Origin of the sequence: Cohaesibacter marisflavi, assembly GCF_900115225.1 — a bacterium.
Classification (GTDB): domain Bacteria; phylum Pseudomonadota; class Alphaproteobacteria; order Rhizobiales; family Cohaesibacteraceae; genus Cohaesibacter; species Cohaesibacter marisflavi.
In genome coordinates, this window is sequence record NZ_FOVR01000001.1 from 51,925 (window position 1) to 78,845 (window position 26,921).

General features: G+C 56.2%; 26 protein-coding genes. 15 read left to right on the forward strand and 11 right to left on the reverse strand.

Features of this window, described 5'->3' with window-relative positions; genetic code table 11:
- Positions 1-12 precede the first annotated feature (12 nt).
- On the reverse strand, positions 13-1,326 hold the full coding sequence (locus BM258_RS00240; RefSeq protein ID WP_090067677.1) for a type I glutamate--ammonia ligase: 1,314 nt from the start codon (positions 1,324-1,326) through the stop codon (positions 13-15).
- Positions 1,327-1,328: 2 nt separating this feature from the next.
- Positions 1,329-2,168, reverse strand: a complete 840-nt coding sequence (locus BM258_RS00245; RefSeq protein WP_090067679.1) for a MurR/RpiR family transcriptional regulator — start codon at positions 2,166-2,168, stop codon at positions 1,329-1,331.
- 115 nt (positions 2,169-2,283) lie between these two features.
- On the opposite strand from BM258_RS00245, the gene BM258_RS00250 reads away from it, so the two are divergent.
- The 7 genes from BM258_RS00250 to BM258_RS00280 all read left to right on the forward strand — a co-directional run bounded on the left by BM258_RS00250 (position 2,284) and on the right by BM258_RS00280 (position 9,647).
- The gene (locus BM258_RS00250) at positions 2,284-4,098 is read left to right on the forward strand and encodes a branched-chain amino acid ABC transporter ATP-binding protein/permease (protein ID WP_244544541.1); all 1,815 of its coding nucleotides are present in this window, start codon (positions 2,284-2,286) and stop codon (positions 4,096-4,098) included.
- 47 nt (positions 4,099-4,145) lie between these two features.
- Complete coding sequence (locus BM258_RS00255; RefSeq protein ID WP_090067683.1) at positions 4,146-5,303, forward strand: ABC transporter substrate-binding protein; 1,158 nt, start codon at positions 4,146-4,148, stop codon at positions 5,301-5,303.
- A 28-nt stretch (positions 5,304-5,331) separates the two neighbouring features.
- Positions 5,332-6,036 carry an ABC transporter ATP-binding protein gene (locus tag BM258_RS00260; RefSeq protein WP_210186636.1) on the forward strand — a complete coding sequence of 235 codons (705 nt, stop codon included), beginning with the start codon at positions 5,332-5,334 and terminating at the stop codon, positions 6,034-6,036.
- Positions 6,037-6,038: 2 nt separating this feature from the next.
- On the forward strand, positions 6,039-6,932 hold the full coding sequence (locus BM258_RS00265; RefSeq protein ID WP_090067687.1) for a branched-chain amino acid ABC transporter permease: 894 nt from the start codon (positions 6,039-6,041) through the stop codon (positions 6,930-6,932).
- A 15-nt stretch (positions 6,933-6,947) separates the two neighbouring features.
- Positions 6,948-7,700, forward strand: a complete 753-nt coding sequence (locus tag BM258_RS00270) for an N-formylglutamate amidohydrolase (RefSeq protein ID WP_090067689.1) — start codon at positions 6,948-6,950, stop codon at positions 7,698-7,700.
- On the forward strand, positions 7,697-8,332 hold the full coding sequence (locus tag BM258_RS00275; protein WP_090067691.1) for a cysteine hydrolase family protein: 636 nt from the start codon (positions 7,697-7,699) through the stop codon (positions 8,330-8,332). The genes BM258_RS00270 and BM258_RS00275 overlap by 4 nt, the downstream gene beginning before the upstream one ends.
- A 208-nt stretch (positions 8,333-8,540) precedes the next feature.
- Positions 8,541-9,647, forward strand: coding sequence for an alpha/beta hydrolase (locus BM258_RS00280; protein WP_090067693.1), 1,107 nt, complete (start codon positions 8,541-8,543; stop codon positions 9,645-9,647).
- A 72-nt stretch (positions 9,648-9,719) separates the two neighbouring features.
- On the opposite strand, the gene BM258_RS00285 is transcribed toward BM258_RS00280, so the two are convergent.
- Both BM258_RS00285 and BM258_RS00290 read right to left on the reverse strand, forming a co-directional pair.
- Positions 9,720-10,220, reverse strand: coding sequence for an MgtC/SapB family protein (locus BM258_RS00285; protein ID WP_090067695.1), 501 nt, complete (start codon positions 10,218-10,220; stop codon positions 9,720-9,722).
- A 118-nt stretch (positions 10,221-10,338) separates the two neighbouring features.
- Entirely contained in the window at positions 10,339-11,370 is a 1,032-nt protein-coding gene (locus BM258_RS00290; RefSeq protein ID WP_090067697.1) for a sodium:calcium antiporter, read from the reverse strand.
- Positions 11,371-11,743: 373 nt separating this feature from the next.
- Between BM258_RS00290 and BM258_RS00295 the strand changes: the two genes are divergently transcribed.
- Entirely contained in the window at positions 11,744-12,925 is a 1,182-nt protein-coding gene (locus BM258_RS00295; protein ID WP_090067699.1) for an amino acid aminotransferase, read from the forward strand.
- Positions 12,926-13,001: 76 nt separating this feature from the next.
- Here BM258_RS00295 and BM258_RS00300 read toward each other — a convergent pair whose 3' ends face one another.
- Together BM258_RS00300 and BM258_RS00305 are read right to left on the reverse strand one after the other, a co-directional pair.
- Entirely contained in the window at positions 13,002-13,856 is an 855-nt protein-coding gene (locus BM258_RS00300; RefSeq protein ID WP_090067701.1) for a D-amino-acid transaminase, read from the reverse strand.
- 28 nt (positions 13,857-13,884) lie between these two features.
- A complete protein-coding gene (locus BM258_RS00305; RefSeq protein ID WP_090067703.1) occupies positions 13,885-14,658 on the reverse strand; it encodes a LamB/YcsF family protein in 774 nt (257 codons plus the stop codon).
- Positions 14,659-14,885: 227 nt separating this feature from the next.
- Between BM258_RS00305 and pxpB the strand changes: the two genes are divergently transcribed.
- The 5 genes from pxpB (at position 14,886) to BM258_RS00330 (ending at position 20,285) form a co-directional block, all read left to right on the forward strand.
- Positions 14,886-15,665 (forward strand): 5-oxoprolinase subunit PxpB, encoded by a 780-nt coding sequence (gene pxpB, locus BM258_RS00310; RefSeq protein ID WP_090067705.1) that lies wholly within the window; start codon positions 14,886-14,888, stop codon positions 15,663-15,665.
- Positions 15,662-16,612: a 5-oxoprolinase subunit C family protein gene (locus tag BM258_RS00315; RefSeq protein ID WP_090067707.1), complete on the forward strand. Its 951-nt coding sequence runs from the start codon at positions 15,662-15,664 to the stop codon at positions 16,610-16,612. Before pxpB ends, BM258_RS00315 begins: the two co-directional genes overlap by 4 nt.
- A gap of 126 nt (positions 16,613-16,738) precedes the next feature.
- Positions 16,739-17,677 (forward strand): hydroxyacid dehydrogenase, encoded by a 939-nt coding sequence (locus BM258_RS00320; protein WP_090067709.1) that lies wholly within the window; start codon positions 16,739-16,741, stop codon positions 17,675-17,677.
- Between the two features lie 66 nt (positions 17,678-17,743).
- Positions 17,744-18,979, forward strand: a complete 1,236-nt coding sequence (locus BM258_RS00325) for a Zn-dependent hydrolase (protein WP_090067711.1) — start codon at positions 17,744-17,746, stop codon at positions 18,977-18,979.
- 154 nt (positions 18,980-19,133) lie between these two features.
- Positions 19,134-20,285, forward strand: coding sequence for a M24 family metallopeptidase (locus BM258_RS00330; RefSeq protein WP_090067713.1), 1,152 nt, complete (start codon positions 19,134-19,136; stop codon positions 20,283-20,285).
- Positions 20,286-20,359: 74 nt separating this feature from the next.
- Here BM258_RS00330 and BM258_RS00335 read toward each other — a convergent pair whose 3' ends face one another.
- The 5 genes from BM258_RS00335 to BM258_RS00355 form a co-directional block, all read right to left on the reverse strand.
- Positions 20,360-21,001 (reverse strand): GntR family transcriptional regulator, encoded by a 642-nt coding sequence (locus tag BM258_RS00335; protein WP_090067715.1) that lies wholly within the window; start codon positions 20,999-21,001, stop codon positions 20,360-20,362.
- Positions 21,002-21,064: 63 nt separating this feature from the next.
- The gene (locus BM258_RS00340; RefSeq protein ID WP_090067718.1) at positions 21,065-21,712 is read right to left on the reverse strand and encodes a GntR family transcriptional regulator; all 648 of its coding nucleotides are present in this window, start codon (positions 21,710-21,712) and stop codon (positions 21,065-21,067) included.
- A 136-nt stretch (positions 21,713-21,848) separates the two neighbouring features.
- Positions 21,849-23,153 carry a TRAP transporter large permease gene (locus tag BM258_RS00345; protein WP_090067720.1) on the reverse strand — a complete coding sequence of 435 codons (1,305 nt, stop codon included), beginning with the start codon at positions 23,151-23,153 and terminating at the stop codon, positions 21,849-21,851.
- On the reverse strand, positions 23,153-23,695 hold the full coding sequence (locus BM258_RS00350) for a TRAP transporter small permease subunit (protein WP_090067721.1): 543 nt from the start codon (positions 23,693-23,695) through the stop codon (positions 23,153-23,155). Before BM258_RS00350 ends, BM258_RS00345 begins: the two co-directional genes overlap by 1 nt.
- Positions 23,696-23,811: 116 nt before the next feature.
- Positions 23,812-24,792 (reverse strand): TRAP transporter substrate-binding protein, encoded by a 981-nt coding sequence (locus BM258_RS00355; RefSeq protein ID WP_090067722.1) that lies wholly within the window; start codon positions 24,790-24,792, stop codon positions 23,812-23,814.
- A 441-nt stretch (positions 24,793-25,233) separates the two neighbouring features.
- Here BM258_RS00355 and BM258_RS00360 point away from each other — a divergent pair, with 441 nt between their 5' ends.
- Both BM258_RS00360 and BM258_RS00365 read left to right on the forward strand, forming a co-directional pair.
- The gene (locus BM258_RS00360) at positions 25,234-26,451 is read left to right on the forward strand and encodes a pyridoxal phosphate-dependent aminotransferase (RefSeq protein ID WP_090067724.1); all 1,218 of its coding nucleotides are present in this window, start codon (positions 25,234-25,236) and stop codon (positions 26,449-26,451) included.
- Entirely contained in the window at positions 26,448-26,879 is a 432-nt protein-coding gene (locus BM258_RS00365) for a RidA family protein (RefSeq protein ID WP_090067726.1), read from the forward strand. Before BM258_RS00360 ends, BM258_RS00365 begins: the two co-directional genes overlap by 4 nt.
- The last annotated feature ends 42 nt before the right edge of the window (positions 26,880-26,921 follow it).

The window sequence follows — 26,921 nt, forward strand, 5'->3', positions numbered from 1 at the left end:
AGGAGAGCCGTATCAGTAGACCGCAGCATAGGCTGCGCAGCGCTCTGCTATGTCCTTGCCATCCAGATAGGCTAGCTCGCCTTTCTTGTGAGTCAGATAGACATCGACAAACTGGTCGGGGAACCAGCTGCGAACGGTCTCGTTGGCATTGAGACGTGCGAGAGCTGACTCCAATGTTTCAGGCAGGCGCACATAGCCACGTTCGCTAAGCGCACTTTCGCTGAGAAGGGAAAGATCTTCCTCCGTCACCTTCGGCATAGGCAGCTGGTCCTTGATGCCCTGTGTGCCAGCGAAAAGAATGGCCGCAAGGGCAAGGTGAGGCGAGGCTGAACAATCGGCAGCGCGGAACTCGAAATTATATTGCCGAGCGATGCTTTCCGGATCGGTCGATGTGACCGGGCAGATGCGAACGGAGGCTTCGCGATCCCGGAAGCCAAGATTGTTGTAGGCCGCGCTCCAGCGATGAGGCGTCAAGCGCAAATAGGAGATATCCGAAGGGGCCGTGAAAGCCACGATGCTATCGAGATATTTGAGCACACCCGCAATGAAGGAACCGGTTATCGGCGACATGCCCGCAACACCATTGGCATCATAGGTGGCCGGTTCGCCAGCCTCAGTCACAAAGCTCATATGAATATGCACGCCGTTGCCAACGGAGGCCGGGTCCTGAATCGGCGTGAAAGTCACCGCCTCGCCACAGCGCGCTGCCGTCATGCGGGTTACTTCGCGCAGGATGAGGGATTCATCGGCGGCGCGATGGTTCTGGCTCGGGCCGATGGTTACTTCATACTGGTCTGGCCCATATTCCTTCATGAAGGTATCGGGATGCAAACCGGCCTGTTCAAGCGCAGCCATCAGGGTTTCGCCAAACTGGCGGCGGCGGGTGAAGCCATTCAGGCCATAGGGTTCGCCCTCTGGGGCTACTCCGGCAAGAAACTGGAATTCATGCTCGAATGCAGCGATCAGTTCAACGCCGCCAGCCTCTTTCAGGCCAGCCAGTGCGGATTTGAGAATGGAGCGGGTGCAGCAGGTCCAGGGCTGGCCATCGAGATCGGTGATATCCCCCAGCATGAAGCGTTCAATGGGGCCGCCATCTTCAAAATCGAGCTCAACATTGGCATCCGCATCGGGAATGAGCAGCAGGTCGCCAAGCGAGCCGAATGGACTGTCGGCAATCGCGTCAAAACAGGTAATCTGCACGTTGGTCGGCGTCCAGCCGACACCACGCTTGAGACGCTTTTGCATTTCCTTCAAGGGAAAGGCCTTGCCGCGGGATTTACCCGCAATGTCTGAGGTCAGGGCGAAGACGAGAGGATTGGTGATCACTTTTATTCTCCAAAGTCTAATCGCATCGAATCCCAATGTTCGATGCGTTGCTTGGTTGTTTCCCAATGGGAGTCGGCGATGTTGGTCAGAGTCGCCTCAATGACGGCAAAGGCACCCGAATAACTATCCCATAAAGTATCGGTATTGATTGGAATGGCCAGAATCTCGGACGCATTGCGCGAGACAGGTGACATCCAGCGGTCGGTGATGAGAACCACATGTGCCTTGCGTTCTTCGGCCGCCTTGCGTGCCAAATGCGTCAGATTGGACTGGTAACGTCTGAAATCGGCGATCACGAGAATGTCCTTGGCCCGCATACGCAGCAAATATTCCGGCCACATTTCCGGATCGGAAGGCAGGTGATAGACCTTCTGGCGGATCTGGCGCAAATGGCGGGACATATATTGCATGAGCGTATCACTCATCCGGCCGCCGATAAAATAAAGGGAGCGTTTCGGATCGGACAACATCTGGCAGATCCGATCAAACTGAGCCTCGGAAATAGACTGCGTGGATTCTTCGAGAATGCCTGACACACGATCAAGGAAGCTGGCCATATAGGCGCCATGCATGGGCTTGCTCATGGATTTGCGCTCGACCGGAGAGGTCTGGATCTGCTTGAGTTCGTCGATCAAATGACGTTGAAAGTCCTGAAAACTCTGAAACCCGATTTTGGCAACAAAGCGCGAAATGCTTGGTGCCGATGTCTGCGCCCGCTCTGCCAGCGCCTGAATCGGTTCCAGGCCAGCAAAGGGATAGTCCAGCAAAAGCGTTGTGCTCAGGCGTCTTTCCGTAGCGGTAAAGTCGGCGGAATGGGCCTCGATCTGGTCGCGAACTGTCATGTCGTTCTCCCTTCAGAACCATAATGCGAAATGAAATTAATTTGTCAAATACATTTTTTTTGTTGACATTGAAATTCTGTTTTCATTATGGTCACTAGCAATTAGTTGGAGATTTATGATGCTTGTCACCTCTGGTCGTCAGCTGTTTTATTCAGTTTTTGCCATACTCGCCCTCGCTTTGATCGCATCGGCAATTGCTTGGTATATGGGCCCGGCAAGCCAGCGTATTCTCGTTGTTTTCTTCGTTTCGCTCATCGCGGTGGTCGCTCAGGGCGTCTATTGCGGTAACAGCGGTATCATGTCCTTCGGGCATCTTTCCTTCATGGCGATCGGGGCCTATGCCTCTTCGCTTCTGACGGTGCCCGCCATGATGAAAGCGGCCACCCTGCCCAAGCTGCCTCATTGGCTGGCCTCCACGGAGACGAGCCTATTGCCCGCCATTCTGGCCGCGCTCGTCGTGGTGGCGCTGGTCGCAATCATCACCGGCGTGGTGGTCGGCAAGCTTCAGGGGGAGGCGGCAACCATCGCAACGCTTGGATTGTTGATCATCGTGCATGGCATCCTGATCGGCTGGCGCGATGTGACGCGCGGCTCCGGTTCCTTCTTCGGCGTGCCCCGCGAGACGACGATGTGGGTTGCCATGATCGGATGTGTCATCGCACTCATCATCGCGCGGCTCTACAGGGACTCCATATCGGGTCTCAAGCTGCGCGCCAGTCGTGAAAATGCCATTGCGGCGGCAGCGGTTGGTGTCAATATCAAACGTGAGCGGCTGGTCTCCTGGGTTATCAGCGCTGTGCTGATGGGCCTGTCCGGTGCCTTGATGGCGCATTTCCTCGGTGCCTTCAGTCCCAAGAATTTCTATTTCGTTGATACCTTCCAGTATCTTGCCATGCTGATCGTTGGCGGCATGACCACCGTAACCGGCGCCATTTCCGGCGCGGTGGTGATCACCATTGTCACAGAAATCCTGCGCCATCTGGAAAGCGGCTTCTCGCTCGGTTTCATTGAGGTGCCTCAGGTTTTTGGCACGACACAAATCGGCATCGCGCTGCTCATTCTGTTTGCCATGTTCCGCAAGGCCGATGGCTTGACTGGCCTCAAGGAATGGGAAGAGCGCTTCATCAAGCCCAAACGCAAAATTCTCTCGGGCGCCTCTCTGCAAGCAGCAGAGCCCGATGGCATCCTGACATCGAAGGGCATGACCATGCGCTTTGGCGGGCTCGTTGCGGTCAATAATGTCGATTTCAAATTGATGCCCGGCGAGATCGTGGGCCTGATCGGGCCAAACGGTTCTGGCAAGACGACACTGCTCAACATGCTCTCCGGTGTTCTGAAACCAAGCGAAGGCACCTTCAAGATCGCGGATACGCTGCTCGACGGTGTGCCTTCGCATAAAGTGGCTGAACATGGCATCGCGCGGACCTTCCAGAATATTCGTCTGTTCAACCATTTGAGCGTTTTCCAGAATGTCTTGGTCGCAGCGCTTTCCACCCGCGGGGGCAAGGATGCGGAAAGCCGTGCCCAGACAGCGCTGGAACGCATGGGCATGAGCAAATTTGCCGAAATGGATGCTGGAACCCTGTCTTACGGTGATCAGCGTCGGGTGGAGATTGCCCGCGCGCTTGCCTGTCAGCCAAGCCTCTTGTTTCTCGATGAGCCAGCCGCAGGCATGAACCGCGAAGAGACCGACGCGCTGATGGAAATGCTGCGCGGTCTCACCAAGGATCTGGGTATCGGCATTCTGCTTGTCGACCACGATCTGAAGCTTATCAACCAATTGTGTGACCGCATCGCCGTGCTCAATGAAGGCACCCTGATTGCGGCCGGCACGCCTGCTGAAATTCGCAAAAATCCCGCTGTTGTCGAGGCTTATCTCGGCGCCAGCACGGATCAGAATGATGACCCTGAAGGCAATCAGGGCAGATGAAGACCTTCCAAGACAAACCATCACCACACCAATTCCAGAGGATAAAAATGAAAAAGGCACTCTTTCTTACGAGCCTTCTCGCTCTGTCCGCGCTTAGCCAGCCGGTTCTGGCTGAAGATCTGAAAATCGGCCTCGCAACGGCCCAGACCGGTGGTCTGGCTCCTTATGACGCACCGGTTATTGAAGGCGTTAACATCGCCGTTGACGAAATCAACGCTGCTGGCGGCATTGATGGCAAATACAAGATCGACCTGATCGACAAGGATGTGCGTTCTGATGCCGCGCAGACCTCTATCGCAACTCAGGAACTGGTCGACCAGCAAGTATCCGTTCTGGTGTTGCCATGCGATGCCGATCCGGCGCTGGCTGCCATTTCCATTGTCGCTGCCGCTGAAATTCCGGCTATCTCCACCTGCGCCTCTTCGCCAACTCTGCCGCTGGTCGGTGGTGACTATATGTTCGCCAACTTCCCCGGCGACAACGTGCAGGCAACCGTTTCGGCTGAATGGGCATGGGGCGAAGGCTACAAGTCGGCTTACATCATCTATAGCCCGGATGCGCAATACACCACGCTGCCTCTCTACTTCAAGGAAGTGTTTGGCAAGCTGGGTGGTGACATTTTGGGCGAAGACACCTATTCCATTGGCCAGCAGGATTTCTCTGCGATTGCAACCCGCATCGCCGCGCTTGACCCTCAGCCGGATGTCATCATGACCGCCGCCTTCGAGCCCGACTTCCCGTCTCTTCTGAAGGCCCTGCGTGCGGCTGGCGTGAAAAGCCAGATGATCGGCTCGGATGGTATCGATAGCCCGACCACCTTCTCCCTTGGGGATGTTGTTGAAGGCACTGTCTTCACCACGGCAGGCTTTGCCACCGAAGGCAGCCCGATGGAAGCATTCAACAAGAAATACAAGGAAGTCACCGGCAAGGAAACCCAGACAGTCTTTAACGCGGTTGGCTATGACCTGATCAAGGTTATCGAAGCCGCCGTCAAGGAAGCAGGTTCCACCGATCCGAAGGCCTTGCGCGATGCGATTGCCAATCTTGAAAATGTTCAGGGTGCAACCAGCCTGATCACCTACAAGGGCACCAACGGCATGCCTGTGCGTCAGGTGTCTCTGGTGCGCGTCACCGGTGGCGACCGCGAATTGATCGGCCAGCCGAGCCCGACTGCTGATCTGGTTCCTGCACCTCGTATGCAGTAAGTCAAGGAGCGTTGATCCAATGGAACCGCTGTTGAAAGTATCCTCGCTGCATGTGCGGTATGGCGCTGTACAAGCGGTTCGCGGGGTCGACTTTGAAATCCGGGAAGGCGAGATTGTCGCCTTTCTGGGCGCCAATGGGGCGGGCAAGTCTTCCACGCTCAATGCCATTGCCGGGTTGGTGGAGGCCCATGCGGGTACCATCGAGTTTGCCGGACGGGACATTACCGATCTGGCACCGGAAACACTGACCCCGTTGGGGCTGGCGCTTTCGCCCGAAGGTCGCCGTGTATTTCCTGCGCTGTCTGTCGCTGAAAATCTGTTGATGGGTGCCTATAGCGTCAAGGACAAGACAAAGGTCAAAGATGCATGGGAGCGGGTCTATTCGCTCTTTCCCATTCTGCATGACCGCAAGGACCAGTTGGCCGGAACTCTTTCGGGTGGTCAGCAGCAAATGCTCGCGGTCGGGCGCGCTCTGATGAGCGGCCCGCGCCTGTTGCTGCTTGATGAGCCATCCCTCGGCCTTGCGCCGTTGATCGTCGAGCAGGTGTTTGAACTGATCACCATCCTCAGAGATCAGAAGGTGACCATTGCGCTTGTCGAGCAGAATGTCGCCAAGAGCCTCGAGATCGCCGACCGAGGCTATATTCTGTCTGGCGGTCAGGTTGTCGGCGCCGGAGCTGCTTCGGATCTGATGTCCGAGGGCGGCCTTGAAGATACATTCCTTGGAGCATGACAATGGAACTTTTGCTGCAACAAACTGTCAATGCCATCGCGTTGGGGGGCACCTATGCCCTGCTTGCACTGGGGCTGGCCGTTGTCTTCTCCATAATGGGGCTGATCAACTTTGCCCATGGCGAATTGATGACCATTGCGGGGTATGTGTTGATGTATTGCGGCCTGGCAGGCGTGCCCTTTGCTATTGCCGCAGCACTGGCCATTGGTGCGGCCATGTTGGCCGCCGTGTTGATGGAAATGATTGCCTTTAGGCCCGTGCGCAACGCCTCGGGGGAGACCATGCTGGTCACCTCTTTTGCGGTGTCCATGGTACTGCAAGTGCTGTTCCAGAACTTTATCGCCGCGCGGTCTCAGCCAGTGCTGCTGCCGCAGCTTCTCTCCGATAGCATCAGCCTTTTCGGACTGGTCATCGGGGTGAACAAGATCGCCGCGATTGTGGCGACCATCGTCATGCTGGCCTTTCTCGACTGGTTCATGCGCAAACAGAAACACGGTATCGCCATGCGTGCTGCGGCAGAAGATTTTGCCGTCGCCCGGCTGATGGGCATTCGCGCCAACACGGTGATTTCCGCCGCCTTTGCTCTCTCTGGCCTGTTGGCCGGAGTGGCCGCTGTGCTCTGGGTTTCCCAGCGCGCGTCGGTTGACCCGCTGATGGGCTTTGCACCGGTGCTGAAAGCTTTCATCGCTGCCATTCTCGGCGGATTGGGCTCTCTGCGGGGCGCTGTAGCCGGTGGCTTCGTGCTCGGTTTCATAGAGATCTATCTGGCGGCCTTCCTGCCGTCTGACATGCAGGAGTTCCGAGAGCCGATTGGGCTGGGCATCGTCGTCTTCATCATGCTATTCCGTCCGAATGGACTAATCCCTGCCGCCAGCCTGAAGGCTGAGAAAGTGTAATCAAGGTTCCCTTTCATGACGCAATTGTTGCAAGCTGGCGATCCTTCGCCGTCCCTCATTCTCAATCCCGAAGGGACATGCCCCATCCTGTTAGCCTGCGAGCATGCCGGGCAGGGGATTCCCAAAGCTCTGGGCGATCTTGGCCTCAGCCGTGAGCAGCTGGACATGCATATTGGCTGGGACATCGGTGCCGCGGCGCTCACGCGTCTGCTCTCCGAGCGCCTCAATGCCACCGCCATTCTGCAGTATTACAGCCGTCTGGTCATCGACTGCAATCGCCCGCCCGAAGCCCCGGATTCCGTGCCCGAAGTCAGCGATAAGGTGACCATTCCGGCCAATGTGGATGCGGATAACAAGCAGGCCCGCGTGGACGAGATTTTTACGCCCTATCAGGGGCAAGTGTCGCGCCTGCTCGATAGTGGCCGCTACAAGGCTGCGCTTTCCATTCACAGCTTCACACCCGTCATGCAGGGCGTGCCGCGCCCATGGGATATCGGGTTTCTGTTTGGCTCCCATGACGACACATCTCGCAGGCTTGCCGCCTTCCTTGAGAAGGCCTACCCTTGGATGACCATCGGTTTCAACGAGCCCTATCAGGTGAGCGGCCTGTCTGATTGGTTCGTCCCCCGCCATGGGGAAGCAAGAGGCCTGCCGCATGCTCTTATCGAGGTGCGCAACGATCATATTTCAGACAAGGACGGTCAGGAAAAATGGGCCGATATTCTTGCTGCATCCTTTAGGCATTTTCTTGAAGAGGTTCCTGCATGACTTTGACCCGTGACATACCCCTTGATCCTTCCGTCTCTGCGCTGTTGTTTGTAGACGTGCAGAATTTCAGTTGCAGCCGCAAGGGCGGAGAGTTTGCGCATCTCAGCGAGCAGGAACTGGAGGAAAAATGCGGCTGGTTCTTTGAAAAGGCCGAAACCGAAATCGTGCCCAACATGCAGGCTCTTCAGGCCAAATGCCGGGAGAAGGGCATCGAGGTGATGTATACCACCATCGAAAGCCTGACCTTTGACGGACGGGATCGCTCGCTTGATTACAAAATTACCGGTTTCAATGTGCCCAAGGGCTCTTGGGATGGCAAGGTGATCGACGAGATTGCGCCGCAGGGTGATGAAATCGTGCTGCCCAAAAGCTCGTCATCGGTCTTCGTGTCTACCCATATCGACTATATCCTGCGCAATCTAGGCGTCAAACAGCTGGTCATCTGCGGCATGCTGACAGACCAGTGCGTGGAGAGTGCCATTCGTGATGCCTGCGATCTTGGCTATTTGGTGACCGAAGTGACTGATGCTTGCCTGACGCTCACTCAAGAGCGCCACGACAATTCTCTCAAGGCGATCAAGGGCTACTGCAGACAGATCACGACAGCCCAGTTGCTTGAAGAACTGGGATAGAGATATCGCTCTCAGATCTGCGATGAGAAGGCCCCGACGGGGCCTTTTCTTTCCCTGATTTTCTCGGCATACAGCCTGCTATTCAGGGGCAAGGCAATTCATGAATCTGCCTCATTGCCGCTATTGAAAAGGTCCGTCTAATCAATTTCTCCCGCGATCCACACATAGGACGTGGACATTCACCAACATGCCCTTAGGAGAACATGACATGACGAACAAGACCGGACAGGAAGTTGCCATTGAAACACCGGATGCGGGCCGCCGCAATCTGCTTAAACTGGCTGGCGTCAGCTCTGCGACCATCGCAGCAGCATCTCTCGTAGCCGCTCCCGCCATGGCCAAGGCAAAAAGTCTCAATCTCACGGATGAGTGGGACAAGACCTTTGAAAAGAGCGACGCCGTTGATCACAAGAAGGTGACCTTTACGAACCGCTATGGCATCACTCTGGCTGGCGATCTCTATATCCCGAAAGAGCGTTCGGGCGACAAACTGCCTGCGCTCGCTGTCGCTGGTCCGTTTGGCGCAGTGAAGGAGCAAGCCGCAGGTCTATATGCTCAGACCATGGCCGAGCGCGGTTTTGTTACGGTTGCGTTTGACCCTTCCTTCGTGGGCGAAAGTCAGGGCGCAGACTTGAGCGTTGCTTCCCCGGACATCAACACCGAAGACTTCATGGCTGCAGTTGATTTCCTTGGTTTGCATGAAGCTGTTGATCAGGAGCGTATCGGCATCATCGGTATCTGTGGCTTTGGTGGCATGGCTCTGAATGCAGTGGCAGCGGACAAACGCGTCAAGGCCGTGGCAACGGCCAGCATGTATGATATGTCGCGCGTCATGGCCAAAGGCTATTATGATGCGATGACACCAGAACAGCGCGCCGAAGCCATGAAAAGCATGAGCTACCAGCGCTGGGAAGACGCCAAATCAGGCGAAGCTGCACTGGCCGGAGGCCTGCCCGACACGCTCGAAGGCATCGATGATCCGGTGATCACCATGTATTATGGTTACTATAAAACCGACCGTGGCTACCATCCGCGTTCTGTTAACTCCAATGCTGGCTGGACGGTCACCAACCCGCTGTCCTTCATGAACATGCCGCTGTTGACCTATGTTGACGAAATCTCTCCGCGCCCAATGCTACTGATTGCTGGCTCGGAAGCGCATTCAAAATATTTCAGCGATGATGCCTATGCGTCTGCGGCAGATCCGAAAGAGTTGATGATCATCGACGGAGCTGACCATTGCGACCTCTATGATCAGGTGGACATCATTCCATTCGACAAGCTTCAGTCCTTCTTTGACAAAAATCTCGCGTAATTGAGCCATAGAGGAATGTCTGCCATCCTTGGCAGACATTCCGTCCCCTTTCTCTCCATCCCTTTTGGAGAGCTAACTGCTCTCGCTTTCCGTCTCGATATCATCGTGCAGTTTCCCTTTCACCAGTCCCAACAGACCCAGTACGACAAAGGCCAGTACTGTCGTTAGAATGGCGACCTGCCAGAAGCCGAATCCGGTTGCCAACCCTATGGCTCCGGCCATCCACATACCTGCGCCTGTGGTGAGGTTGCGCACGCGCCCGCGACTAAACACAATCAGTCCCGCAGCCAGAAAGGCCACGCCGGAGGTGACGGCCTCGATCAGGCGGAACGGATCTATCCGGATCGCATCGCCCTGAAAGGCTGGCATATGGGCAATGTCAATGGACAAAATGGCCATGAGAGCGGAGGCGAGACTGACCAGGATATGGGTGCGCAGACCGGCTGCATTGTGACGCCATTCTCTCTCGAAACCGACAACGGCGCCCAGCAACAGGGCAATTGTCAAGCGGATTGCTATTACGTCCATGCCCAGCCAACTCTCATTGGCCCAATATAAAATGTCGGTATTCATTGTCTTGTTCCATTTGCTTTTTCTTGAGAAAAGAAACCGTATGCCGGTTACCGAAAGATGATCGGGAGAAGGGGAGACCGTGCAGAAGTAAGGTAGGCATACAACCAGCCAGCGTCTGCTACCCCAAGATGGATTGCAATGCTACGGCTGCGCCAAAAACCAGAAACAGCGCGACGCTTTCAAAACCGATTTTCGCCGTGCCTTCCTTCTGGCGCAACAAAAGGCCAAGCATGAGGATAGCCGTCATCACCAAAGCCACAGCATTCCAGAACAAATCCGCATCACTTATGGCGTGATAGAGCGAGCCGTCACGATATCCGGCATCTGCGATGGTCAAGAACAGGGTGTCGAAGGTGTTGCCTCCGATGATGCCTCCCACTGCGAGTTGGAGCGCGCCGCGTCGCACGGCGGCCAGCGTTGTAACCAGTTCGGGCAGTGATGTTATGACTGCGGTCATCAGAGCGCCAACGAGCGTTTCCGAAAGGCCGATCCTATCAGAGAGAACCGCGCCGGAGCGGGCAATGGCCCAGCCCGCAATGGAGAGAAGGATCGCCATCACGACGAATGCCAGAATGAGACGCGTTGCGCTTTTCGCCTCGGGGCCTTCGTCGTCGGGCTCGTCAAAGCGCGTCAGCTCCGTATGCACCGGCTCCCACATGGGATTATCCTTCACCCAGCGCGTGGCCAGCAGCCCAAAACCATAAATAACGGGAATGGCGAGCGATAGCGGATGCATACCGATAAGAGTGAGTTCCGGTGTGGTGGAAGCCAGAAAGGGAATGGCGAGCAGGAGCATCAACAGGCCGGCCTGAAACATGTTGGTTATTTCAGCGGAGGCATGCTCCAAATTGGCCTTGCGATAGATAAGATCCCCTACCGCCAGAAAGGCTGTCTGGGCTGCGATGCCGCCAATGCTGTTGGCAAAAGCCAAAGAGGCACGCCCATCCAGCGCCGAGGTGAGGGAAACGATTGTGCCCGAAAGAGACGTTGCCGCTCCGAGCAGAACACCGCCTATCAGGGCTTCGCCAAGGCCCGTCTTGTCTGCGATCTGGTCGGCAAGCGTCGTCATGCGTAGGCCGCAGAAAAGAATAATCACAGTCGCCGCCACCATAATGGCCAGAATGAAGGGAAAAGAGAGCTCTGCCATCATGCCGCAACCGCCCGGCCAAACAGAGGCAAACGAAGCAACATGTTGATCGTACTGGCAGAGGTGTCGCTGTGCGAGATCACAAAGAGGGCTGACGGTTCAGAGGGCATTGCGGAAGTCCTTATTCTAGCTCTTTATTGTTAACTGTGCGGTCGCCTGATTGTTCCCCTTTATTAATCAGCTTTCAGCAAGTGGTATGAAATTGCCTGATATAGGGCCAAACGCTTTCGATCTGTCTCAGCCATGGACGTGAGTTTTCCAAGCTTGGAGACAAATTTCAAACCGGTTGGCACAAATCGGTAAAAAGCTTTTGCCTTTGGGCCATAATCGGCGCAACTAGAGACGACAAAAAGAAAAGATCACCACGAGGTAAGACATGTTTGAAAAAATGCAGGAACAGCCACCTGTAAGCCTGTTGGGGCTGCTGATTGCCTATCAGGCAGATCCGCGCCCGCACAAGATTGACCTTGGCGTTGGCGTTTATCGTGATGCAACGGGGCACACGCCCGTCATGCGCGCTGTAAAGGCGGCCGAAAAGCGCCTTTGGGAAACGCAGGATAGCAAGCGCTATCTTGGTCGTGAAGGGGACATGGGGTTTGTTGAAGCACTCAAGCCGATCATTTTTGGTGCTGGCAGTGACCTGATTGACCAAACGGCAGGTTTGCAAACACCCGGTGGCTGTGGCGCCATCAGGCTGGCCGCTGATGTTATCGCGACCGCCAGTCCTGATGTGCGGGTCTGGACGGGAACCCCGGGGTGGCCGAACCATAATCTGTTCTTCTCCCATTCCGGGCAAGAAGTGGTCGAATATCCCTTCTTTGATCTGGCAACCCAGACCATCCTGTTCGACAAGGTGCGCGAAGCGCTGACCTCTACCCGCGAAGGCGATGTCTTTCTGCTGCATGGGTGTTGTCACAATCCAACCGGCGCAAATTTCACCACTGAGCAGTGGCAGGAAATTGCTCAGCTTTTGGCTGAACGCAAGCTGGTGCCATTTCTTGACTTGGCCTATCAGGGCCTTGGAAGTGGTCTTGAAGAAGATGCCAAGGCCCTTCAGCTCGTGCTTTCAGCTGTAGATGAAGCCTTCATTTCCTATTCCTGTGACAAGAATTTCGGTCTTTATCGTGATCGTGTCGGCGCGCTCTACATGATGAGCCGCAATCCCCGCGAACTGAAGATTGCTGCCAGCAACGCAAGTGCTTGCGCCGCTCCGGGCTGGGGGATGCCCCCAGATCATGGGGGGGCCGTGGTGCGCACCATTCTTGAGAGCAAAGAACTGACCGCCATCTGGCGTGCCGAACTCAAGGAAATGGGTGAACGGGTGAATGGCAATCGAGCCGCTTTGGCCAACGCTCATCCGGACCTGGCCTTCATAAAAGAGCAGGGCGGTCTATTCTCCACTCTCAATATGTCCGCCGAAACCGCAAAGAAGCTGCGCGAACACTACGCGATCTATTTTGCAGACTCTGGTCGCATGAATCTGGCGGGCATGCAGCCTGCGGACGTGAAGCCGATCATCGATGCGTTGGTTGCAGAAGGCGTGCTCAAGGCTTTGTAAGCCCGAAGCGCGAAATGACAAAAAAGAGCAGGGTTTTGTGCAAAGCCCTGCTCTTTTGTTTTCTGTGTCGCTGTCTTTAGATGGCTGTTGCCAGACGGCTTTCGACATAGATGTCGCGCAGTTTCTTGGTGATCGGGCCGGGCGTGCCGTCACCGATTTTCTGGCCATCAATGCTGACCACAGGCAACACGAAATTCGTTGCCGAGGTGTTGAAGGCCTCTGCCGCTTCCTTGGCTTCTTCAAGGGTGAAGGGGCGTTCTTCAACCTTGATGCCAGCTTCCCGGGCGAGATCCAGCGTACTGGCGCGCGTAATGCCAGGTAGGATCACATGGGACAGGTCGCGGGTGACCAGCGTGCCATCCTTTTTGACGATGTGAGCGGTTGCCGAGCTGGCTTCGGTAACAAACCCGTCTTCCAGCAACCATGCATCATCGGCGCCCTGACGGGAGGCCTGCGTTTTCGCCATGGTCGGATAGAGCAGCTGTACGGTCTTGATGTCACGACGTTCCCAGCGCCAGTCTGGCAGGGAAATCACGGAAATACCGGACTTGACGTATGGATTTTCCAGCACTTTCTTGGTCTGTGTGAACATGGAGAAGGTCGGCTTCATTTCTTTGGGATAAACGAAGTCCCGATCATCGACGCCACGGGAAATCTGCAGATAGATCATGCCTTCTTCGACATTGTTTCGCGCCACGATTTCGCGATGTACGGCGAGCAGTTCGTCTGCATCAAGCGGGCAAACCATGCCCAGCTCGCCAAGAGAGCGCTGCATGCGCGCCGAATGGCCAGGATAGTCGATGAGCTTACCGCCCACGATTGCGGTCACTTCATAAATGGCATCGGCAAAGGTGTAGCCACGATCAAAAATGGAAATTTTGGCATCGGCTTCATCAAGCCATTTGCCATTGAGATAAACAGTGCGAGACACGGGTCTCTCCTTTGGATTGCTGGATTTATTATACTTGCGGGGTTTTAAAGGGAGCGAAGGAAATGCCTTCTTGCGCCAGAGCATCACGCAAGGCGCGTGCGACGGCTACCGCTCCCGGGGTGTCGCCATGAATGCAGACCGTTGCCGCCTCCACAGGCAGCTTTTTGCCTCCAACTGTGGGGATGAAGCCCTCCTTGACCATGCTGAGAACCTGATCGGTGCTCTGTTTGAGGTCATGAATGACCGAGCCTTCCTTCTGGCGCGAGGTCAGCATGCCATTGTCATCATAGCTTCTGTCGGCAAACACTTCGCAGGCCACATCAAGGCCCGCCGCTTCGGCGGCCTTCATGGTTTCCGAATAGGGCAGGGTGACAAAGGTGAGATGCGGGTCTACCGCCTTGATGGCAGAAGCGCAGATGGCGGCAAGTTCTGGGTCTTCAGCGGCGATGTTGCCCAGCGAGCCGTGGGTTTTGACATGGGTAATCGGCCAGCCCAGTGCTTCGGACATGCCCTTTACGGCGGCAATCTGATAGATCAGTTGCGCTTCCAGATCCTTGGGCTTTTCGCCATAGATCCGGCGGCGGCCAAAACCATACAGATCCATGAAGGAAGGATGGGCCCCGATGGCCACCCCCTTCGCCTTGGCAGCTAGAATGGTATCGCGAATGACAACCGGGTCGCCCGCATGAAATCCACATGCGATATTTGCGGTATTGATCAGCTCGAACATGGCTGCATCATCGCCTATGGTGTAGGCGCCGAAGCTTTCGCCCATGTCGCAATTGAGATCGATCGTTGTCATGTCACTGTCCTTTCACCAACTGGCACCATCTGGAAAATTCAGACTGTTGGGCGAAGGGCAAAGCGCATAAACTTCGATCCAAAGGGCAGCGAGTCCCCTCAGAAACCGCATGCTCGGGCGAGCATAATCAACACGCAGACACTTCATTCCCGGAGGTCTGTTTTTTATCATTTACTCCTGACATACAATTGGTATACTGAAATGGCAAGAACATAATGACACGGAAAATGAAATTGAAACTGTTTGATAAATTGCGCAAAGGCTCCGCTGCTTCGGGGCAGCGCGGGCAACTGACAGCGCGATTCCTTCCATGTGGTGACAGCGCCATAGCCGTTGAACTCGCCAGCGAGATCGATGAAAAGGCCAATCAGCAGGTGATCGTTCTGGCCGAGGATCTTTCCAAACGCCCCATCGAGGGGATCGAGGAAGTGATTCCGACCTATCGTTCGCTGTTGGTCCTTTATGATCCGGCTGTCATTCGCGGTCAGAAACTGATTGAGGCTCTGCAAGGGCGGCTCGACAAGCTCGTCGTGTCCGATGCCCAGACGCGCCATTTTTCCATTCCCGTGCTCTATGGCCATGAGGCTGGGCTCGATCTGGAAGTCATGGCCGAGATGAAAGGGGTAACCCCTGAAGAGATCATCTCGCTGCATTCCTTAGCTGAATATCGCGTGTATATGATCGGCTTTGCTCCGGGCTTTGCCTATCTGGGCGGTTTGCCGGAAATCCTTCATACGCCGCGCCTTAAAGAGCCGCGCCAGCATATTCAGGCTGGCTCCATCGGCATCGGGGGCAAGCAGGGCAACATCAACTCTGTTGCCTGCCCGAGCGGCTGGCGCTTTCTGGGGCGCACGCCTCTCAAATTGTTTGACCCGACGCGCGAAGAGCCCTTCCTTCTTCAGGCTGGAGATACAGTGACTTTCCGTCCCATCGAGCGCGAAGAGGCTCTGGAGCTGGACGCCGCCGTTGCGCGTGGTGAAACCGGAGTGGAGGCCAGCATCAAATGAATGTCATTCAGATCAAAAATCCCGGCCCTATGATGACCGTGCAAGATCTTGGCCGTCCGGGCATGCTGCATGCCGGCGTCTCCCGCTGCGGCCCGATGGACACACCATCTTTCCGTCTGGCCAACGCGCTGGTGGGCAACGCAGAAGAGTGCAGCGCCATTGAATTTGCCATGTTCGGTGGCACCTTTGTGGCATCCAGTCCGGTGCGGATTGCCGTGACCGGTGGCATGGTGGATGTGAAAATCGATGGCATGACGGTTTCCCCATGGGAAAGCCACTGGCTGCAGCCACAATCGCAGTTGACAATCGGCGCCATGAAGGGGGCTGTCTGGGGCTATCTCGCCATTTCCGGTGGATTGAATGTGCCTGAAACTCTCGGGTCGCGCTCCACTCACATTCGCACCGGCCTTGGCGGGCTGGATGGCCGCTGCCTGCAGAAAGACGACATCATCGAGCTTGGTGAAGCAATTGCGGCACCCTTGATGGTGCAAAGCCATCCACGCATTTTCAATGGCGATGTCATTCGCGTCGTGCCCGGCCCGCAGGCCGACTATTTCGATGATGAAGCCTGGCAGATCTTTCTCGGCCAACCCTTCACAATCTCGGCCAAGCGTGACCGCATGGCGCAATCGCTCGAAGGGCCGCAACTGAAGGCCGCACGAGGCCATGACATCGTTTCCGATGGCACGGTCTTTGGCTCCATGCAGGTGCCCGGCTCGGGCCAGCCTCTGGTGCTGATGGCTGAGCGCCAGACGACAGGTGGCTATCCCAAAATCGCCACGGTCGCCACTGTTGATCTACCCAAATTTGCCCAGACGCCCACTGGTGCGTCTGTCCGTTTTGTTTCCATTTCAGCAGAAGAAGCCGAAGATCTGCTGATCGCCGATCGGCAAGCGATCAAGGCCAGTCTGGCCGCGCTTGCCAAAAAACCTGACCCCGCAGGATGAAGTCATCTCCGGCCTCTGCTGCTCGTGGGGAGCGGCAGGGGCCGGAGACTTCGTCCATTCCGTCATCCGCATTTGAAGAAACCAGCAAACAAGATCAAATGCGCCTTATGGAAAGAAAATGAAGAAATGAAGTGCCTGATCATTCAGCCGATCCATGAGATTGGCCATGCCATGCTGCGCGACGCCGGCATTGAACCCGTGATGTGCCCATCTCCAGATATGGAGACGGTGATCAAGATGATCCCCGGTTGTGATGCCGTGATCACCCGCGATGCGGGCTTCTCCGCAGAAGCTGCGGTGGCCAGCGACAAGCTCAAGGTCATCATCGTTCACGGGGCCGGTCATGATGCGGTCAATAAGGAAGCCGCGAGCGAAAAGGGCATCCTTGTTTGCAATACACCGGGGCAGAATTCCCGCTCTGTTTCTGAACTGGCCGTTGGCCTGATCCTCTCATGCCTGCGCCATATTCCTGAAGCCAACCGGGCTGAACGGGCCGGAGAAAAAGGCATTCGTGAACGTGAAACCTACACCGAACTGACGGGCAAGACGGCTCTGATCGTCGGGTGGGGCACCATCGGACGTGGTCTTGGCCATATGCTCAAGGCTGCCTTTGACATGACCATTCTGGTCTATTCTCCGCGCGCTCCACAAGTGGATGGCTTCGAGCGCGTCACCAGTTTGGAGGAAGGGCTGGCCAAAGCCGATGTCATCTCGCTGCATACGCCCATGCGGCCCGAGACTGCCAACATGATCTGCAAGGCCTCTCTGGCCAAAACCAAGCCCGGAGCTGTGCTGATCAACACCGCCCGCGCCGGACTGGTCAATGAATCCGATCTCGCCGAAGCGATCCTGTCCGGTCAGATTTCCGCTGCCGCGCTGGATGTCTATTCCCATGATGCGCCGACAGGGCCATTGGCTGAAACCGGTCACGTGATCTTCACTCCGCATTTGGGGGGAACAACCACCGAAGCCATGAAGCGCATGGCCATTGGGTCGGTCGGTCATCTGCTCAAGGCTCTGTCAGGTGAACGCCCCGAAACGGCGGTGAACGAGCCCAAACTTTGAAACTTCCAATCAAACAAGCCTTCCAGAAGAAAAGCCTCCCGTAAGAGAGGCCCAGAAGAGAACCCCATGAACGACGTCATTCGAGAAACCGTGAACCGCTTGCTGGACAGGATCAACGCCCTTTCCGATCCCGGTCCGGGCTTTACGCGCCCTTCCTATAGTGAATTGGAAAGCAAGGCTCACGATATCGTGGCTGAAGAAGCCGAAGCTCTTGGAATGACGGTGACGCGCGATGCAGGGCTCAATATGTTCGCCCGGTTGCCGGGCATTGATCGCACGGCCACGCCGCTGCATATCGGCTCTCATCTGGATACTGTTCCCATGGGCGGCGCCTATGATGGACAGGCAGGCGTTGCCGGTGCCATGGCGCTGGTCGCCGCCTTTGTAAAGTCTGGCCAGAAGCCCAAGACCGACATTGTGGTGACTGTTACCCGCGCTGAGGAAAGCGTGTGGTTCCCGGTGTCCTTCATTGGCTCGCGTGGCCTTTTGGGGCGGCTTGACCCCGAGGATCTAGAGGCCAAACGGGCCGACACCGGCAAAAGCCTTGCCGATCATATGCGAGAGCTTGGCGGTGATCCGGACAAGGTGCTCGACGGGGCGGGTCTTCAGCCAGCACGCTTTGTGGAATTTCATATCGAACAAGGCCCGGTTCTCGATGATGCAAAGGAACCTTTTGGCATTGTCTCTGCCATTCGCGGCGGTTTGCGCTATCGCAACGCCGTGATCAAGGGCACATGGGCCCATTCGGGCGGCGCTCCTCGCGAAACGCGTGCCGATGTGGTCTTTGCGCTGTCCGAACTTGTTATGCGGCTCGACGTTTTGTGGGGCGAAATGCTGGACGAGGGCAAGGACATCGCGGTGACCGTTGGCCGGATTGATGCCGCAACACCGGAACATGCCTTTGCCAAAGTGCCCGGGCGTCTCGAATTCTGCATCGATCTGCGCAGTGTCGATGACGGTGCACTTGATCGCATGGATGCCTTGCTCAAGGAAGAAATTGCCAAGATCGAAGCCAAGCGCGGCGTAACCTTTAAGCTGGGCACACAGTCGCGCAGCACGCCGACCCCTTTGTCCACTCAGTTGGGCGATGAGGTGGAAGTGGCTGCCAAGGCGCTTGGCATTGCGCCGCGCCGTATGCTGTCCGGTGGTGGCCATGATGCCGCTGCCTTCGCACTGGCCGGTTGGGAATCGCTGATGGTGTTCATCCGCAACTGGAACGGCAGCCACAATCCAGACGAAGCCATGGACCCCGAAGATCTGATTACTGCGGTGAGCGTGCTCCATAAGGCATGGAGCGAGTGATGAAGATCGGGAGCTGACAGGCATCGGCTCCCGGTCGATTTGGATCATTGCGGAACAGCAATCCTCGATGTGTCGAGGCCGATATAAGACTCCGTTACGCCAGACGGGCGCTCATAAGAGACTAGAAAGCAAGATTTTGACAGACCAATTCAAAATGGTGCGCGGACGTGAAGCCGCCTTTTCCGAAGCAGAATTTGCGCAAAGACAGGCGCGCGCGCAGGCGGCGGTTGAGGCCGCCGGTCATGACGTGCTTCTGGTCACCAGTCCTGAAAATATCTACTGGCTGACGGGACGCCAGACGGCAGGCTACTTTGCCTTTCAAACGCTACTCCTTCCAGCCACTGGTGCCCCCACGTTGCTGGTGCGCCAGTTGGAATTGAGTGGGTCCATTGCCAATTGCTGGCTGGAAGACATCGTAGCCTATCAGGATGGCGAAGACCCGATTGCCTTGCTCGGAAGCATCCTTTCCAAACGGCACTTTGCAAAGGTGGCCATGGAGATGGATGGCTGGTTTGTCTCCCCCAAAATGGCAAGCCAGATCGAGGCTTCTTTGCCAACGGGGAAATTGTCCGACGGCTCCGGCCTTATTGCGCCTCTGCGCATGATCAAGTCACCTGCTGAATTGGACGCAATCCGTCATGCAGCACGATATGCAGAGGCGGGTCTTGCGGCCGGTATCGACGCATGCGCTGCGGGCGCGGACGAGAATGCTGTTGCTGCTGCCATGTTGGCCGAAGCTGTGCGGCAAGGCTCGGAGACTATGGCCATGGAGCCTTTGGTCTCCTCCGGCCCGCGCAGTGGTTTGCCCCATATGACATGGCGCAGACGGACTTTGGAAGCGGGCGACCCACTTTTCCTTGAGCTGGCGGCCAGCCATCTGCGCTATCATTCCGCGCTTATGCGCACGGTCTGGATCGGGCAGCCAAGCCAAGAAGGTCAGCGCATGATGGATTGCGCTCTTCTGGCGCTTGAGCGTGCTCTAGAGGCCATCAAACCCGGCGTGTCTTGCGCCGAACCGCATTTGGCCGCGCAAAAGGTCATTGATGATCATGGATACACGGCAGCCTTCCGCAAACGCATCGGCTATTCCATGGGCGTTGCCTTCGCACCGGACTGGGGCGAGGGGGGCATTTTGAGCCTCTTTACGGGCATCAAGCAGGAAATCCAGCCCGGCATGGTTTTCCATCTGCCTGCCACCCTGCGCTCCTATGGCGAGTGGACAGTAGGGGCCTCTGAAACCGTGATTGTGACGCAAAGCGGCATCGATATCCTGTCGGACTTGCCGCGACAGATCTGCATCAAGTGATAAAATGATGAAGTGACGAAAGTGAGGAAGCGCGGGCGTGACCCGCGTGTCAGAGGCAATGGTGAGAGCGTGTCTCAGACCCGAGACAGCCAGTCCAGAAAACGAACGCGCACATTGTCGAAATGATGCTCCATGGCAGCCCGAGCCTCATCCGGAGCGCCCGCCTCGATGCCAGCAATGACAGCCAGATGATCCTGCGCCTGCGCGGCAAACTGATCATGCACCCGCGTGATGGTGCAGCGCCGGGCCGTAACGCGTAGTTTCTGGATCATACCGCTGAGCATGGGCAGATTTGCTGCATCAATGACCGCATTGTGGAAGTCATCATCCAGCTCCCAGAAGTCATCGAAAGCCATGTTGGTGTCAGGGTCAAGGCAATGCGCCATGACGTCACGAGACGCTTTGAGAGCACCGGTCATGCCGTTTTCAGCGGCACGGGCGGCGGCGGCTCCTTCCAGAATGCGGCGCACCTGTACGATCTCAAGCAACTGCTCCACCGAAACACGGCGCACAAGCAGGGCGCCATTGTCAAGCCTATAGACAACGCCTTCTTTCTCGATGCGGGAAATAGCCGAGCGGAGTGGCGTTCTGGAAATGCCAAGCTCTGCCGCGAGCCCGCGTTCGGTCAAGACCTCTTCGGGCTGATATTGCTGGGACAATATCTTCTGCTTGATCGCGTTATAGGCCTGTTGTGCCAGCGTTTCTTTTTCACTCATACCCGTGTCCGATGGTTTTGATGTCCTCGCTTTGAGGTGATCCGACGTCGCTCCATGCTGTGTTCAGGCTTCCGGCGCGGCTGCGCTAAAGCCTGCCAGTCGTTCAAGAATAGCCTGTTTGGCATTGTCTATATGCTGTGCCATGCGCGCCTTGACCTGCTCCTCGTCGCCGTCTTCAAGCGCCTGCAGGATGGTCAGATGTTCCTGATTGCCTTTCAGAAACCGGCCCCGCACTCGCGTATGATCGAACATGCAGGTCCGCAGACGCAGGTCATTCACCGTGCTGATCAGGGTCTGGTTGTGTGTGGCTCTGGTGAGCATGCCGTGGAAATCTTCATCCACCTGCCAATGCTCTTCGCCTTCGCCGGGCCCGGCCTGCAAAAGGGCCTCAATGCGTGATTGCATGTCTTCCAGCGTTGACTTGGGCAGATTGAGCGCCATGCGTGCGGAATAGACTTCCAGCTCGCCGCGCAGGAAAAAAATCTCTTCCACCTCGGCAGGCGAGAGCAGCCGCACGCGCAAAAAGCGACCGCTCTTTTTGGCCAGCCCTTCGGCTTGAATGCGGTTGATGGCTTCTCGCACGGGGGTGCGTGACATATCCAGCTGTTCACCCAGCTTGGCTTCCTGCAGTGCATCGCCGACCTCCAGCTCGCCTGAGAATATCATCTCGATAATTTGCGTGTATGCACGCTTTGCCAGCGGTTCGGTCATGGAGGTTTGACGGTGCCTTCTTTTGGTGGTTCAAGTCGATCCGATGACTTCCGAGGATGTCTCGAACGTGTGTTAAACGAAAAACGGTTAGCGAAGAGAGACAGCTCCCACGCTAACCGCCATGAATTGCAGGGCCTTAGTTGCTGCCCGAAAGGCTGTTCGGCAACCAGGTTACGATTCCGGGGAATACAGCAATCGTGAGCACAAACGCTGCCATAATCAAGAAGAATGGCATCGCCGCGCGTGCGATGGTGCCGATCTTGTCGCCTGTCAGGCGTTGGATCACAATAAGATTGAAGCCAACCGGAGGTGTGATCTGAGCCATTTCCACAACTAAAACAAGGAACACCCCGTACCAGACCTTGTCATATCCCGCCGCCAGTACCAGCGGCAGGGTTATCGGCAAGGTCATCACGATCGCGGACATGCCTTCCATGATGCAGCCAAGAATCGCATAGAACAGCAGCAGCACCAAAATCAACACAAGCGGCGAGAGTTGCAGAGACTGGATGTAGCCTGCGATAAAGGACGGCAGCCCCAGATAGCCCAGCGATACCGATAGGAACATCGCCCCGACAATGATAAAACCGATCATCGAGACGGTCTGTGCGGCATGATAGACGGCCTCAGCCAGATTCTTCGCGTTGATCGAGCGTTGGAAAAGGCCGATCAGAATGGAGCCAGCCACGCCGACGCCAGCAGCTTCGGTGGGGGACGCGATGCCGCCATACATGGAGCCGATGACGGAAAGGATGAGCAGCAACACGGGCCCAAGGCCGATCAGGGCTTCGAACTTTTCTTTCCAGCTCGTGGAAGGCGTAGCCTCACCAACCATCGAAGGGTTGAGCGTTGAGCGAATGGCCAGATAACCCATATAGGTTGCTGCGAGACAGCCGCCCGGAATGATGCCAGCCATGAACAGCTTGAGGATCGATTCCTCGGCTAACACGCCATAGATGATCATGATCACCGATGGGGGAATGAGGAAGCCGAGCGTCCCGGCTCCGGCAAGGCTGCCGATTACCATTTGGCGATCATAGCCACGTCCGAGCAGCTCGGTTGCCGTGATGCGGCCTACCGTTGCGGTGGTCGCGGCAGAAGAGCCGGAAACGGCGGCAAACAGGGTGCAGGCCAGAACCGTGATATGGCTCATTCTGCCTGGCAGACGACGGGTCCATGGCGCAAGCCCGCTGAACAGGGATTCAGAAAGGCGGGTGCGGAACAGGATTTCAGCCATGAGAATGAACAGCGGCAGAGCCAGCATTTCCATGCTGACGGCGGAGTTCCAGATCTGCTGGGCCAACAGTTTTGTAATTGGGAAGCTTGATTTGAAAATCGACATCGTCAGGATGCCCGTGCCGATTAGGCCGAGGCCAACCCAGACACCGGCGCCCAGAAGCAGGGCAAGCAGGCCGACAAGAGTGAGAGTTAGTTTACCCATTACAGCTGGTCCTCGATATCTGCATCATTATGTAGGGTTTCGCCGCCCACTGTGCGGAGCACCTGCGCGAACATCTGAAGTGTGAAAACCAGGGCGCCAACAACCATGAAGCCTTGAGGAATCCACAAAGGAGTTCGAACGACAGAAGAGGAGGTCGAGCCTCTCTTGAGCGAGAGCATGGCCATATCGCTGACCGCATAGAGAATAACCAACGCGATGGCCAGCCCGATCAGGCAGGCAACGGCATCGAGAACTTGCTGGCCTTTGGGGGGAAGATAATCATGAAGGGCGGTAACGCGGACGTGGCCACCAGCTTTCAGGGTTGCGCCTGCTGAGAGAAAGATACAGGCCCCCATCATATAGGCCGCAAAATCCCAGCTAAAGGGGAGGCTGGTGCCAAGAAAGTTGCGAGCGGTGATTTCTGCGGCGATGAGTGCAAAAATGGCAACCAGACAAACGCCACCAATTATGCAGGAGTAACTGCTAATTTGATCGATCGGGTTTGTGATTGCCGAAAATTTCCGATCCTCGGACACTGGCATGGTATGTACCTGCAAACGGCGTTAGCCAGAATAGTCTGTAGTGTGAACACAGGTCTCGTGTCTGGCAAAAAAAGTGTAAAGGCCGCCCCGAACGAGGGAAGGGGCGGCCCGTTTGATCAGTTACGAACGGCCAGATAGGCGTCGATATAGTCAGCAGCTTCAGGAACACGTTCCTTGAACTCTTCCCACAGCGGCTGGGCGCGTTTGATCAGCTCGGCTTTTAGCTCGGCAGAAGGAGCGGTAACGGACATGCCGTTTTCTTCCAGAACAGCGATCTTCTTCTGATCTTCTGCACGGCTTGCTTTCCAGAAATCGCCTTCGAGCTTGATGGCAGCCTTTTCAATGGCTTCCTGATGCTCTTCGGAAAGATCGTTCCATGCATCAAGGTTAACGGTGACCAGGTTGCTGGATGCCTGCCAGTTAAAGGTGCTCATGTTGCCCATGAATTCCCAGAAGGACCCGTCAACGCCTGAGGAGGAAGAGGTGGTCACACCTTCAATGGTGCCTGCTGCGAGGGAAGGAACCACTTCACCCCAAGGCATCTGAAGGGGAGCTGCGCCCAGTGCGGTAAAGAAGTTTTGGCCGTTTGCGTCAACAACGCGCAGTTTGACACCGTCCAGATCCTCGATCGTCTTGATCGGGTTCTTGGTGTAAACAGCCTGACCGGGCCATGGAACCATGTAGAGCAGCTTCTGGTTCATGGATTCGGCTACTTCTTCAATTTTCGGGCGGAAATATTTGTGCAGCAGCGCAAGGTCGGACATGGTCGGAGCGAGGTAAGGCAGACTTTCGATACCCAGAACCGGTGCTTCGCCAACCTGCTGGCTCATCAGGATGTCGGCGATCGGAACCAGACCATCACGAACAGCGGCCATGCCTTCTGGGCCCTTGATGCCAAGAGAACCGCCCGCATGCACGGTGATAACGACTTCACCGTCGGTCACTTCCTTGACCGTGTCTGCAAATGTGATGGCGTCCTGGGTATGGAAGTTGCCCTGCGGCCAGACCACAGACATATCCCAGTTGGTTTCTGCGTAAGCTTGAGCAGCAAATGCAATGGTGCCAGCTGCGAGAATTGCGCGGAATGCTGATTTCATCGGTATGTAACCCTCATCGTTCGGTGTAGCGATTGCGTTATTCTTATATGGCAGAAATCGACTTGCAATTTCGGTATGCCACCTGTATGTCAAAACAAGGACGACCATACGATGGAAAATTAGGCAGCGCAAGAGGGTGCACAATATTTGAGCTGATTTTTTGGGCCGACCGTGAAAAAAGGTCCATTAGTCTAAGAATGAAACCAGCATGTTTCTGCGCTTTTGGCGCTAAACTGAGGCGTTTGAATTTGCTCTGTATATTGCCTAGCAAGAAGAAGGCCATTTTGTGGGGTCAAACTAAAATGGCCTGCAGTTGGCTCTCTGGCTTCGTCCGGTCAGGCGCGCCGTGCATTCAAAGGGCCGCATGCTTGCGTGCAATGCACAGGAAGCCATTGAAACAAATTCCCTTTTGGGGAGAGGCAAAACAAAAGGAAGCTTTGCATGTCGTTGGAAACAAAATTCAGGATGCTCGGCACAGACAATGCTCCGGGACAGGAAGTCCGGCAGGGGGTGGATGGTCTTGGAGACCTGATGCGGGGAGACGCACTGGAAGGGCGACCCGTCGATTTTTCTCACGGGGATGTGGATGCCCACGAGCCCACACCGGGCTCTTTTGAGCTGTTCGCAGAGGGATTTGGCAAGGGCGCGGCGCAGGCCTACACCGAATATCGCGGTGATATTGGTATCCGAGAGCAGGTCGCGACCGATTTGGCTGCCTTCACCGGTGCGCCGGTTGATGCTGCTGACGGCCTTATCATTACGCCGGGCACGCAAGGAGCGCTGTTTCTGGCCATGGCTGCTACGGTTGGCCGCGGCGACAAGGTTGCCATCGTGCAGCCGGACTATTTTGCCAACCGCAAGCTGGTTCAGTTCTTCGATGGAGAAATGATGCCGGTGCAGCTGCATTATGCCAAGGCAGAAGAGGGCACTGCAGGGCTGGATCTCGGTGAACTGGAAGAGGCGTTCAAGGCAGGGGCCAAGCTGTTCCTCTTTTCTAACCCGAACAACCCGGCTGGTGTCGTCTATTCAAAGGAAGAGATTGCAAGCATTGCCGCATTGGCTGAGCGCTATGGTGCAACGGTGATTGTCGACCAGCTCTATTCACGCTTGCGCTACAGCAATGTCGCCTACACCCATTTGCGCGCCGAGCCGATTGATCCGGAAAATGTCATCACCATCATGGGGCCATCCAAGACCGAATCCCTTTCCGGTTTCCGCCTTGGGGTTGCTTATGGCTCAAGCAAAATCATCACGCGTATGGAGAAGCTTCAGGCGATCGTCAGCCTGCGGGCTGCTGGCTACAGTCAGGCCATCTTGCGTGGCTGGTTCCATGAGCCCGCCGGCTGGATGGATGACCGTATCGCCCAGCATGAAGCTATCCGTGACGATTTGCTCAAGCTTTTCCGCGCCATAGAAGGCGTTAGCGCCCGTACGCCACAGGCTGGCAGCTACCTGTTCCCTGCGTTGCCAGATCTGTCTGTCTCTCCTGCGGATTTCGTGAAAATCCTGCGGGTTCAGGCAGGCGTCGTCGTCACACCCGGCACCGAATTCAGCCCCCATACGGCCAACAGCATCCGCCTTAACTTTTCTCAGGATCACGCTGCTTCAGTTGCCGCGGTTGAACGTCTGGCAACGCTCGTAGAAAGGTATCGCACATGACCCGTCCAACAACAGATGCGCCGATCCCGCAGGGCAACTATCTCGCCGCCAAACGCCATGGAGATCTTGTCTTCACCTCAGGTATGACGCCGCGCAAGGCTGGCGTGCTGCAGCTTGAAGGGCCGGTCAAGGCGCAAGAGCCGATCGAGAGCTATAAGGATGCCGTGATTCTGGCGTGCTCCAACGCACTGGTCGCTGCCCGCAACCAGCTTGCTGGGGGCGAAGCGGTCGCCGCCATTCTGAGCATGACCGTGTTCATCGCCGCAGAGGAGGGCTTTGCCGCCCATTCCAAACTGGCCGATTTCGCGTCTGCCTATCTGGCCGAAACGCTCGGCCCTCAGGGAATCGGCAGCCGCGCAGCCGTAGGTGTCGCCACCTTGCCCGGCAATGCGCCGGTCGAGATCCAGCTGGTCGTTGCGATCGGTTGACTATCGACCATGAGCCTCCGCGTCGTTCATTTGCGATGCGGG